The organism is Bacillus toyonensis BCT-7112, from assembly GCF_000496285.1.
GTDB classification, from domain to species: domain Bacteria; phylum Bacillota; class Bacilli; order Bacillales; family Bacillaceae_G; genus Bacillus_A; species Bacillus_A toyonensis.
The window spans coordinates 559,106-570,942 of sequence record NC_022781.1; the positions used below are offsets into that span (position 1 = coordinate 559,106).

13 protein-coding genes, 2 pseudogenes and 1 riboswitch are annotated in these 11,837 nt (G+C 34.2%); of the genes and pseudogenes, 8 read left to right on the plus strand and 7 right to left on the minus strand.

Annotated elements, in window-relative coordinates:
- Positions 1-25: 25 nt before the first annotated feature.
- Together BTOYO_RS02875 and BTOYO_RS27640 are read left to right on the plus strand one after the other, a co-directional pair.
- On the plus strand, positions 26-481 hold the full coding sequence (locus tag BTOYO_RS02875; protein ID WP_000602699.1) for a GNAT family N-acetyltransferase: 456 nt from the start codon (positions 26-28) through the stop codon (positions 479-481).
- Positions 482-524: 43 nt separating this feature from the next.
- Positions 525-667: riboswitch (cyclic di-AMP (ydaO/yuaA leader) on the plus strand.
- Positions 668-766: 99 nt separating this feature from the next.
- Positions 767-910, plus strand: coding sequence for a hypothetical protein (locus BTOYO_RS27640; protein ID WP_000945246.1), 144 nt, complete (start codon positions 767-769; stop codon positions 908-910).
- Between the two features lie 54 nt (positions 911-964).
- On the opposite strand, the pseudogene BTOYO_RS02885 reads toward BTOYO_RS27640, so the two are convergent.
- Together BTOYO_RS02885 and BTOYO_RS02895 are read right to left on the minus strand one after the other, a co-directional pair.
- Positions 965-1,716, minus strand: a pseudogene (locus BTOYO_RS02885) (class I SAM-dependent methyltransferase).
- 41 nt (positions 1,717-1,757) lie between these two features.
- Positions 1,758-2,300, minus strand: a complete 543-nt coding sequence (locus BTOYO_RS02895) for a CGNR zinc finger domain-containing protein (protein ID WP_002093554.1) — start codon at positions 2,298-2,300, stop codon at positions 1,758-1,760.
- A 112-nt stretch (positions 2,301-2,412) separates the two neighbouring features.
- Between BTOYO_RS02895 and BTOYO_RS02900 the strand changes: the two genes are divergently transcribed.
- The gene (locus BTOYO_RS02900) at positions 2,413-3,609 is read left to right on the plus strand and encodes an MDR family MFS transporter (RefSeq protein WP_000834837.1); all 1,197 of its coding nucleotides are present in this window, start codon (positions 2,413-2,415) and stop codon (positions 3,607-3,609) included.
- An 82-nt stretch (positions 3,610-3,691) separates the two neighbouring features.
- Here BTOYO_RS02900 and BTOYO_RS27905 read toward each other — a convergent pair.
- Positions 3,692-4,605, minus strand: a pseudogene (locus BTOYO_RS27905) (tetratricopeptide repeat protein).
- 372 nt (positions 4,606-4,977) lie between these two features.
- On the opposite strand from BTOYO_RS27905, the gene BTOYO_RS02910 reads away from it, so the two are divergent.
- Together BTOYO_RS02910 and BTOYO_RS02915 are read left to right on the plus strand one after the other, a co-directional pair.
- Complete coding sequence (locus BTOYO_RS02910) at positions 4,978-5,358, plus strand: hypothetical protein (protein WP_000727885.1); 381 nt, start codon at positions 4,978-4,980, stop codon at positions 5,356-5,358.
- A 76-nt stretch (positions 5,359-5,434) separates the two neighbouring features.
- Complete coding sequence (locus tag BTOYO_RS02915; RefSeq protein WP_000747675.1) at positions 5,435-5,674, plus strand: DUF3923 family protein; 240 nt, start codon at positions 5,435-5,437, stop codon at positions 5,672-5,674.
- A gap of 112 nt (positions 5,675-5,786) precedes the next feature.
- Here the strand turns inward: BTOYO_RS02915 and BTOYO_RS02920 are convergent, their stop codons facing one another.
- The 4 genes from BTOYO_RS02920 to BTOYO_RS02935 all read right to left on the minus strand — a co-directional run bounded on the left by BTOYO_RS02920 (position 5,787) and on the right by BTOYO_RS02935 (position 8,832).
- Positions 5,787-6,338: a DUF2179 domain-containing protein gene (locus BTOYO_RS02920; RefSeq protein WP_000938448.1), complete on the minus strand. Its 552-nt coding sequence runs from the start codon at positions 6,336-6,338 to the stop codon at positions 5,787-5,789.
- A gap of 199 nt (positions 6,339-6,537) precedes the next feature.
- Positions 6,538-6,951, minus strand: a complete 414-nt coding sequence (locus tag BTOYO_RS02925) for an ATP synthase subunit I (RefSeq protein WP_000613866.1) — start codon at positions 6,949-6,951, stop codon at positions 6,538-6,540.
- 52 nt (positions 6,952-7,003) lie between these two features.
- Positions 7,004-8,332, minus strand: a complete 1,329-nt coding sequence (locus BTOYO_RS02930) for a hemolysin family protein (protein ID WP_000402262.1) — start codon at positions 8,330-8,332, stop codon at positions 7,004-7,006.
- Positions 8,333-8,451: 119 nt separating this feature from the next.
- On the minus strand, positions 8,452-8,832 hold the full coding sequence (locus BTOYO_RS02935) for a MerR family transcriptional regulator (RefSeq protein ID WP_002039109.1): 381 nt from the start codon (positions 8,830-8,832) through the stop codon (positions 8,452-8,454).
- Positions 8,833-9,175: 343 nt separating this feature from the next.
- Between BTOYO_RS02935 and BTOYO_RS02940 the strand changes: the two genes are divergently transcribed.
- The 3 genes from BTOYO_RS02940 to rfbG all read left to right on the plus strand — a co-directional run bounded on the left by BTOYO_RS02940 (position 9,176) and on the right by rfbG (position 11,829).
- Positions 9,176-9,889, plus strand: coding sequence for a hypothetical protein (locus BTOYO_RS02940; protein WP_000546526.1), 714 nt, complete (start codon positions 9,176-9,178; stop codon positions 9,887-9,889).
- 115 nt (positions 9,890-10,004) lie between these two features.
- On the plus strand, positions 10,005-10,772 hold the full coding sequence (rfbF, locus tag BTOYO_RS02945; protein ID WP_000648793.1) for a glucose-1-phosphate cytidylyltransferase: 768 nt from the start codon (positions 10,005-10,007) through the stop codon (positions 10,770-10,772).
- A 1-nt stretch (position 10,773) separates the two neighbouring features.
- Positions 10,774-11,829, plus strand: coding sequence for a CDP-glucose 4,6-dehydratase (gene rfbG / locus BTOYO_RS02950; RefSeq protein ID WP_000204568.1), 1,056 nt, complete (start codon positions 10,774-10,776; stop codon positions 11,827-11,829).
- The last annotated feature ends 8 nt before the right edge of the window (positions 11,830-11,837 follow it).

Consider the following 11,837-nt stretch of genomic DNA (forward strand, 5'->3'; position numbering starts at 1 on the left):
ATATTCAAAGGAGGCTTCATTATCTATGATTCTTAATTTAAATGCCACTTCTTTTGAAGTTGCATCATCCATTTTACAAGTTCAAATTCCATCTTATAAAGTTGAAGCAGATTATTTAAACAGTACTGCAATCCCCCGTTTATATGATACTGTAAACGATATTCAAAATTGCGGTGAAACATTCTATGGATATTTTTCTGAAAATAAACTTGTCGGCTTTATTTCTTTTATGCAAGAAGAACAGCTAATTGATATTCACCGACTAGTTGTATCGCCTGATTTTTTTCAAAAAGGAATTGCAACGAAACTCTTAAGTTATATATTTAACATGTTCCCTTCTTCCATGGCATATATTGTACAAACAGGTAAAGCGAATACCCCTGCTATTGCATTATATAAAAAACACGGCTTCATTGAAGTAACCGATATAACAATTACCGATCGTATGATTCTTACACAACTAAAGAGACGGAAAACATAAAATAGTTTGACTTATTAGTTTATTTATGTTATCTTTTACTTTATAATACCTTTTGCTGAGTCCAAATTTTGGAGCGGGGGAACCATTTTTGTAGCAATGCTACTTGGGGCGAATCTTTTTTAAGTAGGGATACTCTCACTTCCCGAGTCCGACAGCTAACCTCGTAAGCGTAATGGGAGAGGAAGGTGCTTTTTGCCTATGTTACACAGTATACCTCCTTAACTATAAAATCTGGAATCGATATCATTTTAGAGACCTATATTTATAGAAAAGGAGAGATGTATTATGTTACGTTTATCTGATCACGCAATAAAAATGATGGAGCAAAGACTTCGACTCGAACAACACCGCACATATCAAGCAAATAAAGTTGTAGATAACTTACATCACAAATACTTTTTCCAACATATTTTTCAACCAAAAAGATAAGTACTGACCTTTAACAAAATACAGCGCACACTAAAAAAGCGTGCGCTGTATTTTTCATTTTCTTGCCTTCACAATAAAAGTAGTCGGCACCATTCTAGCTTTATATAAAGAATAATATTTCGTAGACGGCTCAGCTAGTTCTTCATCAAACGAGCTCGATGGTTCAGGCTCTTCTATTCTCTCAATTTTAAATCCCACTCTATTTAACTCATTTATGTATGTACTTATTTTTCTCTTATATAATGTCGCTTGTACATTTTCTCCTTTAAATGTTTCAAACGTAATAGGCGCTCATGATAAGAAGACTTTATAGCAACTTCTTCTGTACCATACTGTAAGTTTGAATATACTGGGTGCTCCCAACTAAAAATAAAACTTCCTCTTGGCTTTACATATGAATAAATCAGTTCCAACGTTTTTCTTAAATCCGAAGTCCAACCTAATGCATAAATGGAATATACAATATCAAAATACCCTTTCGGAATATCTCCTTCCTCTTCCATTGCTCCGCATATTAACTTTGGATTCCAATCCTTTAACGTCTTATTCGCTATTTCAATTTGTGCACTCGAAAGATCAAGCCCCCATAATTCCTCTGCCCCTTGTTCCGCCATATATTACAACGAATGCCCACTTCCACATCCAATATTAAGTACCTTTTTATCTTTAATTGAATCGAACAAATGAATCTCATCTTCAGACGCCGTATACGGTCCATATTTCGGTAAACAATCCACTTGAAAGAAATAAGGTGCAACTGTATCCCAACACTTTTTATTTAAAGCTAACATTTGCGTACCTTTCATATTCTACATTCCCCCATCCATTTTGCTTTCTCTAATATTAATTACATATCATAACCAGATCGCCCTTTTCTCTTCGCCCGGTAGTTTTTCACTTTCGCAATCGTACCGCATGCTCTTCCTCCTTCTTCTCCAGCATACATACCGCACCATCTTTTACTTCCATTTCGCGAATGATCATAAAATACCCAGCGACAATCCGGACATGCTTTTAACCTTCCCCACACATTTTCTTGAATTGACATTAACACAATGTTTAATACTTTTGTATACACATTCTCTTCATATACTGGTTCATATGTAATACCTTTCATATCTTCCTTTATATGTACATGAAATGGGTATTTTTCTAACCATTTTTGCAATGATCCTTCGCCTTCAATTGTCATCCGAATATCTTCTCGAAAACCTCTTAATTCCTCTATCGTATGAAACGGAAACTCTTCATGAAAATATTTATTCATAAATTGCTTTATATTATCTTCTGTTTGCAGCAAATCAATTGCTTCTCTCGTATCATTTGGTATTCTCCATGTATTTAAAAATTCTCGAATATATTCTAATTCATGTGGTGCGTTCTGATTCAATTCCATTCACCTTCTTCTTAAAATTTACTTTTTTCTGACTTTATGTATAATTATAATATAAAATAGTTAACCATTAAATGATTTTACCGGTTACAATATTAGGAGGAGTTTTATGAAAAGTTTCTCAATACCGATACGTTTCATGCTTATTTCTTCATTCTTTATGTCTTTTGGGTATTTTGCAGTATACGCATTTTTAGCTATTTATCTATTAACCTTTCTTCATTTTTCTGCTGTCCAAGTAGGAACAGTATTGACGGTTATGACCATCACATCACGAGTTATCCCATTATTCTCAGGGTTAATTGCTGACAAAATAGGCTATATCATCATGATGATAGCCGGATTATTTTTAAGAGGAATCGGATTTATCGCTTTAGGAATATGCTCTGATTTCTATACAATTTCTATTTCTTCTGCACTTATTGGCTTCGGAACCGCATTTTACGAACCTGCTGCTCGCGCCATATTCGGCTCACAACCAGCTCATATGAGAAAAAATTTATTTACATATTTAAACCTGAGTTTTAATTGCGGTGCAATAATTGGACCAATTGCAGGAGGATTCTTACTCTTACTCGATTCCATCTATGCTTTCTTTCTAACAGGATCACTTATGCTGTTATTCGCTTTTATCTTTTACTTACTTAAAAATCACTTCCAAGTCACTACTGAAAACACATCTATTACATTAGGAATACAGGCTATCTTACAAAACAAGCCTTTTCTTCTGTTTTCATTTATCATGATTTTCTTCTATATTATGTTTACTCAGCTTACTGTCGCACTTCCACTTCATATGAAAAACATTAGTAATAGCAACCAGCTTGCTACACTCGTTATTACGATAAATGCAATAACAGGCGTTATATTTATGGTGTTATTTCGAAAACTATTTCACAAATACAACACGCTGTCGATTATTAAATACGGTATTTTATTAATGGGCATTTCCTTTTTACTCATCCCTTTATTCCAGCACCCCTATTGGTTATTTATTTGTGTAATTTTATTTACAATTGGTGAAACACTCGTATTACCTAACGCTGATATCGCTATTGCAAATTACAGTAACGAATCATATACAGCTACTTACTTCGGATTCTATCAACTATCACTCGCATTTGGTTTTATCATCGGTAATTATACCGGTACATCTTTTACATCCAACTTAAACGGAATGTATACACCATGGCTTATTTTCAGCGGAATAGGACTTATTGGTTTTATTTCACTACATATTTTAAATATAAAAAAAGGATTACCTAAGGAGGATATATACCTATGTAATGATACGAAACATCTTTAACAAATTTCAGTCGAGATGGTACCTTTAGACAAGCAACCTATAATAAAAAAATTCGACCGTCATGTTTGACAGTCGAATCTCTTTATTCTTCATATTCAAGATGATTATGTCTTTTACAACCAAATAAATAGCCCCCCCTATATGACAAGTTTCAAATTCTAACCCTGGAACATATCCAGATTTGATACGTTCTATCATTGTTTTATAACAATTATTCTCTTCTGTATATTCCTCAATTAACTCTTTCTTATCTTTTTCTGTCCAGTTTTCTTCTACTTCTTCAGTCTGAACATCTTCTATTTCTGCTGTTTTCGCTTCGATAGATTCCCGTATCACTTCATTTATACGCGTGAAATTATTAGCTTTATATAGAGCATAAACAAATCTACCAATCCAATTGGGGCTTTTCCAAACTTCTTTGTATCCCCTTTCGAACCATTCAATTGCTTCTTTATAGCAATTCAACTCGACATATAAATCTGCTACATGAATTTCTCCTATAAGATCATCAGATTCCCTGTTAAAAGTATCTAACTTCTCTTTCGCTTCTGTCGTTCTCCCTAAATCAATTAAACATTTTACATAGCTATACATGATATAGTCCGAATCCCCTGCAACTCGCAAGAAAAATTCCGAAGCTTTTTCCAGCTCTCCAAGGTTATAATGAGCTACAGCTACATTGTGATATGCTTCATTGGATGGTTGAATGGAAATAGACTTTTGTAATACTTCTTTCGCTTCTTCCCACTTTTTTTATTTTATGTAAATTTCCCCTAAGATGTTATAAGGAAAGTATGAGGAAGGATTCAACTTAACAACTTCTTTTATTAATTCAAGAGCTCTAGCATCATCCTCTTCCTCATAAAAGTACATCCAAGCAAGATTATTGAGAGATTGCACACCTCTAGATTCATGTACCGCTCGTTGAAATAGTTCCATTGCTTTCTCATATTCATTTTGTTCAAACATTTCAATTGCCTTCTCGTTAATGTTCAAGTAACTACCTCCGAAGTGAATGAATTCATCTATTCCATATTATTATTTTAAAATGTAACAATTTTAATTTCCATAAACAATAAGTTCACTTCGTATTAAGTTCTTTCTCCTATCTACATTTCATCATATATTTGGATATCCAATTCGTAATGATTTTAACAACACCGCTTTCGAAAGAAAATATATATCTACTGTAAAAATACTGATTTACAACAATAAGTAAACTTTTCAATCTCTCTTAAACTGGATATACACCCTGTTACATTTTACATATTATGGTACAATTGAAATGAGTACTAGCTAAACATTTACGCTCCACACTAGCAGTTTAGCAATGCCAAAATCAAAAATCACTTGAAATTGGGGGATGTTATGAAAAAGAAATTAATTGTTCTTCTATTCATCGGAATCATATTATCAGGATGTTCAACTATAGCAGAAAATTCTTTAGAAACCGGAAACGGAAGTATGGAATTATTAACACCAACGATTACAACAAAAGATAATGAATTAGAAATTAAGACGGAAGGTATTGATGAAAATAAAGTAACTTTTATTTATGTCGCTAATAAAAAAGTATTGGAACAAAAAATAAAGAATAGTGAATCCTACAAACTTGATATTACAGGTATCAATGATGCTCATAGGACAGACTATAAGCCAAAAGTTCAACTTTTGCAGACTAAGGATGATAATAAAGATGGAGAGATGATAACTTTTAAGCAAGTTAGATATACAGTTAAAAAAAATTAATTTTAGAGTTATTTCATTATAAATGTAACGTATGAAAATATACTTTTAACAGAGGGTAAATGTAAGGGGTGCTAACATGAAAAAACGATGGATTTCTTGGTGGATTGGTAACATATTTTGGATTATCCTTTTTGGAGTGTGGGCAGCTATTATTTGGCTACGAGATGTCGATGGTGCTGGTGTTACTCAAACATCCGAAATTAAATCAATATCACTTATTGTTTTATTAATCGCGTTTATCATACCGATATTTATTCAAGTTATATGGCTAATCATTAATTTGAGGGTTAGTAGAAAAAACAATTATACGATTTAGTTTTTTAAATTAACAGATACATACTTTTTATAAAAAAGAGAGGAATCTAATTCGATTCCTCTCTTTTACATATGTGATTATGCCGTGCTTTTAAAGCGGCACTATTCCCTTTTTACGATGCATGATCGTCTTTCTTCTTCTTCAACAACGCTCTCTTCTTCATCGCCTTCGTTAAATATCCGCCTTTAAACGAACGGATTTCATAAGAAGACATAAACGCTTTCGGTGCAATTTCATTAATAATTTCTAAAAGTTCTTTCTCTCTAGAGCGCTTTGCAACGATATCTAAGCGATAACGTATAGAATTAATTCCTTCACCTTCAAATACTGTAACGCCAAATCCACAGTGACGTAATTCATCTACTAATTCATTACAACGGTCTAGTAAACTAACTTGATACGTAATATATCCAATTGCTAATTTATTCTCTATATAACCGCCTAATAATAGTCCCGCACTAAAGCCGATGACATAGGCAACGATGTTCATCCAATTTGATAAATCTTGAAACACAATCCCTAAACTGACAATGTAAATAGCTCCTTCTAACAATCCTACACCAGCAGCGGATCTTGTTTGATTCTTTACAAGCAAAATCGTTCGGATTGTTAATACTGGAACATATATAATTTGAAGCACAAAAATAAGTAACGCTTGTAACATTGGTATCCACCTCTTTCAAAAAGTCTTTTGTCATGATAACATACATAAGCTTTAGAAATCGATGGGTTTTTAAATTTTTAAAATTATTTTTCGTACTATTGAAAAACCGAAAAAAGAAGCGTATTATATTTGTCGTGAATTTGATTCCTGTCATTCACTCGCTTAAATAAAAAAAGGAACCCCCATTAGGCCCCTTTTATTATAGCTCTATGTTATTAGAAGCCTTTTCTCTTCGCTTCTCTTCTTCTTTTACTAACTGTATATTTGCATAAGCTAAATTCGCAATCATTAAAAAGTGACCACCTAAAATACCTGTACCAAATGCCCACATTTCCATTTCATGCTCAATTTCATACATAATGATAGCTCCTAAAATTGCAGCTGCAAATCGGTTTAAAACCCCTAATCCAGGAGCCTTTTCTTTCATTACAATACTTCTTCCTAGTTTCTCCACCCTGCGAGCTAATAACCAAAGACAGTATGCACTTACAGCTAATCCAATACCGAATCCTGTCACTTGTTTTCCAAACGGAGTAATCGTCCACATAAGTAGTAAACCACTAAAGATCGCATACAATTGTAATCGATATACACGTAAGGCTTCTTGAATCAAAATATCCGCTCCTAATTCCTCATTTTTTATGCTTTAGAAGAAAAGCAGCAACTTACACAGTTGCTGCTTTCTCTTCTTCTTGTTCTTGTTCCATTTTACGAATTTCAACACGTTTAATTTGGTAAGCGTCTTTTTCTAACACTTTAAATTCATAACCTTCTGCTTCAACATGTTGTCCTTCTTCAATTTCATGATTTTGCATCATAATCCATCCACCGATTGTATCCACATCTTCTTCTTCAATGTGTAATCCAAACAGATCTTTTACTTCTGAAATAAGCACTTTTCCATCAACAATTTTATGGTACTCGTTCACATGTTGAATTGGTGGTGCTTCATCTTCATCATATTCGTCACGAATTTCGCCGACGATTTCCTCCAAAATGTCTTCAAGCGTTACAATTCCAGCTGTTCCTCCGTACTCATCATATAAAACAGCCATCGGAATTCGCTTCTTCTGCATTTGCAGTAATAAATCGTGAATTGGAGTTGTTTCCATCACTTCAATAATCGGACGCATATACGAGCGAATTGACGATAAATCTTTTTGATCCTCGGTCATATATCGAATAAAGAAATCTTTTACATTGACCATACCGATAATATCATCTTTATCTTCTCCAAAAATCGGATAACGTGTATATCGCTCATTTTGGATTACTTTCATGTGTTGTTCTACTGAATCTTCAAGGTAGAAACCAACGATTTCTGTTCGCGGTACCATAATCTCTTTTGCAATGCGATTATCAAATTCAAATATATTATTTACATACTTGTATTCAGCTTGATTAATTTCGCCACTTTCATAGCTATCTGAAAGAATAAGACGCAATTCTTCTTCTGTATGAGCTACTTCATGTTCAGAAGCTGGTTTCAAACCGAATAAACCAGTTATAATACGAGCTGAACCGTTCAATACCCAAATAAATGGATACATGATTTTATAGAACATCATTAACGGCGTTGCCAATAACAACGTTACTTTTTCAGCCTTTTGAATTGCCAACGTTTTCGGAGCTAACTCCCCAACTACAACGTGTAAATATGTCATTAGCATAAAAGCAAGACCAAAAGTTAATACTGATGAGATAGAAGGGTTTATGTTCCATTTCTCAAATAACGGGTGTAATAACTTTTCGATTGTCGGTTCACCTAACCAACCTAATCCCATAGCTGTAACTGTAATACCTAATTGACAAGCAGATAAATATTCATCTAAATTTGTTGTTACCTTTTTCGCTGCTAAAGCACCGCGTTTCCCTTCCGCAACAAGCTGATCAATACGACTTGAACGTACTTTTACAATCGCAAACTCTGCTGCTACGAAAAATCCAGTAAATGCGATTAAAATCGCAACCATGACTAAATTAAATATTTCCAATGAATCCCCTTAGTTAAAAAACTAAGGTGTCCACCTCCTGTATACTATAATGTTTTCTTATTTGTTCGTTAGAAAACATAGCCCGATACAAAAATTAAAGAGGTCGGATTTCACTTATTCTATAATAATAGAGCAAGTGTCTGTATTAAAGCTGTCGTTTGACATGATAAAGATTTCGATATTTTTTCACGTTGTGAATCAGTCAATCCATCTAAAAGCGGCTTTAACTCTGTTAACTCTGCTTCTAATCGATGAATATGGTCTGTCACTTCATTCACTTGTTTCGAAACGTGTTCATTGATACCGAGCAGCTTCTTGTTCTCCTCGATTTTCTCTTTAATCTCACAAAGCGGCATATGCATTTCTTTGCACTTCTCAATAAATTGTAATGTCTCAAATGCTGTTTCGTCGTAATAGCGATAATTAGATTGAGATCGCTCCGCTTTCAAGATACCTAGATTCGTATAATAATCAATCGTTCGTTTCGACACGTGAGCCATGAGAGCCAACTGTCCGATTCGATACACCTTCCCAACGATCTTCCCCCCTTGTTTATATTACTACCATCATACAACACATAAACTGTACAGTCAAACGTGATGGTTTGTTGTTCACAATTTATACAAACTTACAAGATCAACCTACTATTACACCCGTAATTTACGGCTATACAATAAAATTACTAAACTATTACCTAATCAATATATAGCCCACACCTTTTAACCTTTCTTATTTAAAAGCATATCCTACTAATAACGATTGCCTGTATAGGAGGAGATTGACATAAAAAGGACTATCATTTCTCATTTTTATAACGAAGAGTATTTACTCCCATGGTGGCTTATGCATCACACAAAAATATTCGATCACGGTATTTTAATTAATAGAGGTTCTACTGATCGTTCCGTAGAGATTTGTAAACTACTCGCACCCCACTGGGAAGTGCGAGACTCCAGATTTCTTGAGTTTGATCCAACTAATACTGATATTGAAGTGATGGAAATTGAAAGAGAAGTTTCAGGTTGGAAAATCGTTTTAAATACTACAGAGTTCTTTTGTTGTAATAATAAAGAAGAGTTTTTCTCATCTCTTCATACACTAGGACAAAACATGTATGCGATTAGAATGATTTTAATGATAGATAGTCATATTTACAATTATTCAAAGCCAAGATATTCTATCCCATTAGTAGAACAACGATACCACGGTGTCTTCCCTTATAACCCAAAACTCGGGTGTGCTTGGAGATTTATTCATAATCATCTAGATGGTGCATATTTACCTGGTAGACATTATTCACGGCACGGGAATATAGTTTATGACTACCCTTCATTTATTTTAAAATTTTATTTTAGCCCTTGGAATGAACAGTCCAAGGCAAGAAAATTACAAATTACACCTACCCTTTCAAAAATGGGTATTCAAATGGGACTTCAAACACATTACGGTCAATCTCCTGAAGAATTGGAAACCCGTTTTTTAGAACTTAGTAACGTAACACAAGACCTCCGTAATAATCCTGAATATCAAGAATTATTTCCAAAGTTCAAACCTTAATGTTTTCTGCCTTGCCATCACCTCACACAATTTCATCCGTTTAATCAAAAACAATCTCATTTGCATAAAATATGAATACTGTATATATAATAAATTTTTATTTTAGGAGGAAAAAATGAAAGCTGTTATTCTTGCTGGTGGGTACGGTACAAGAATTGGGGAAGAAACACATTTAAAACCAAAACCTATGATTGAAATTGGAACGAAACCTATTCTATGGCACATTATGAGTTTGTATAGTCATTACGGGATTACTGAGTTTATTATTTGCTTAGGCTATAAAGGATATGCAATTAAAGAGTTCTTTCTAAATTACAACTTACACATGTCCGATTTCACAATACATTTAAGCGATAACACAATTACTAGCCACTCTCATCGTGTAGAACCATGGAAAGTTACATTAATCGATACTGGTCTTAATACCGAAACGGGTGGACGAGTGAAAAAGATTCAAAACTATGTCGGAGATGAACCTTTCTGCCTCACTTATGGCGATGGATTAAGTAATGTAAATATAAAAGAACTGATTGCATTTCATAAAAAACATGGAAAAATGGCTACTGTTACTGCCGTACAACCTCCTGGTAGATTTGGTTCTCTCATATTAGATAAACAGTCTGTAACATCTTTTCAAGAGAAACCACTAGGTGATGGTGGATGGATTAACGGTGGGTTTTTTGTTTTAAATCATGATATTTTCAATTACATTAGTGGAGATAAGTCTGTTTTTGAAACCGAAACTTTAGTTCAGTTAGTCAACAAAAATGAACTGGCAGCATTTCAACATACTGGTTTTTGGCATCCAATGGATACATTACGTGATAAGAATAAATTAGTCGAGCTATGGGAAAATAATAACGCTCCATGGAAGGTCTGGTAATATGACTTCATCATCTTTTTGGAATAAGAAAAAAGTATTTATTACAGGACATACTGGCTTTAAAGGCTCATGGCTCACCCTTTTTTTAACTTCTTTAGGCGCAGAAGTAATCGGCTATTCTTCTCATCCTCCATCCATCCCTAACCTTTTTGAACAATGTAACGTAGCGAAAGAGTGCACAACAATGAAAGGAGATATTACAGATTACGATTCTTTATTACATGCCATTGGGCACCATAAACCCGACATTATATTTCATTTAGCAGCTCAACCAATCGTCACCACTTCATACAAAGATCCTATTGAAACATTTAAAACGAATGTTTTAGGTACTGTTCATGTACTAGAAGTAGCAAAGTACGTCGAAAGCGTACGTCTCATTATTAATGTGACAAGCGATAAATGTTATGAGAATGATGGGAGCGGTAATCAAGCATTTGTAGAATCCGACCGTTTAGGGGGCTATGATCCATACAGTGCTAGTAAAGCTTGTGCTGAATTAGTTGCAACATCGTATCAAAAATCTTTTTTTCACACGAACACCCTTTCACTCGCCTCAGTAAGGGCAGGCAATGTCATCGGTGGTGGTGATTGGGCAGAAAATCGCTTATTCCCAGATATCATTCGTGCATATTTACAAGACCATCCTTTAAGTATTCGAAACAAAAATGCTATCCGACCGTGGCAACATGTTTTGGATCCTTTACATGGATATATCCTTTTAGCTGAGAAACTTTGGAAGCATAAAGAGTATGCAGAAGCATGGAATTTCGGACCAATTAACGAGGCTAACAGAACCGTCCATGATGTCATTCAATCTGTAATAAAATTATGGAATAAACCATTAACAATACTTTCTCCCACTATAAATACTCCTTATGAATCACCTATTTTAACACTCGATAGTACAAAAGCAGTAAATAAACTAGGCTGGACTCCTAAGCTATCAACAGAAACTGCTATCGCTTGGACCGTTGAATGGTACGAAAAACATGCATCCGGTGAAAATATAGAATCGTTCACACGACAACAAATCGAAGCATTCAAAAATTTATAAGGGGGCTA

Excerpts from the sequence above, each read along its gene's own strand:
- BTOYO_RS02875 (WP_000602699.1), top strand. The coding sequence starts at position 26 with ATGATTCTTAATTTAAATGCCACTTCTTTTGAAGTTGCATCATCCATT.
- BTOYO_RS27640 (WP_000945246.1), top strand. The coding sequence starts at position 767 with ATGTTACGTTTATCTGATCACGCAATAAAAATGATGGAGCAAAGACTT.
- BTOYO_RS02900 (WP_000834837.1), top strand. The coding sequence starts at position 2,413 with ATGAAAAGTTTCTCAATACCGATACGTTTCATGCTTATTTCTTCATTC.
- BTOYO_RS02910 (WP_000727885.1), top strand. The coding sequence starts at position 4,978 with ATGAAAAAGAAATTAATTGTTCTTCTATTCATCGGAATCATATTATCA.
- BTOYO_RS02915 (WP_000747675.1), top strand. The coding sequence starts at position 5,435 with ATGAAAAAACGATGGATTTCTTGGTGGATTGGTAACATATTTTGGATT.
- BTOYO_RS02920 (WP_000938448.1), bottom strand. The coding sequence starts at position 6,338 with ATGTTACAAGCGTTACTTATTTTTGTGCTTCAAATTATATATGTTCCA.
- BTOYO_RS02935 (WP_002039109.1), bottom strand. The coding sequence starts at position 8,832 with ATGGCTCACGTGTCGAAACGAACGATTGATTATTATACGAATCTAGGT.
- BTOYO_RS02940 (WP_000546526.1), top strand. The coding sequence starts at position 9,176 with ATGCATCACACAAAAATATTCGATCACGGTATTTTAATTAATAGAGGT.
- rfbF (WP_000648793.1), top strand. The coding sequence starts at position 10,005 with ATGAAAGCTGTTATTCTTGCTGGTGGGTACGGTACAAGAATTGGGGAA.
- rfbG (WP_000204568.1), top strand. The coding sequence starts at position 10,774 with ATGACTTCATCATCTTTTTGGAATAAGAAAAAAGTATTTATTACAGGA.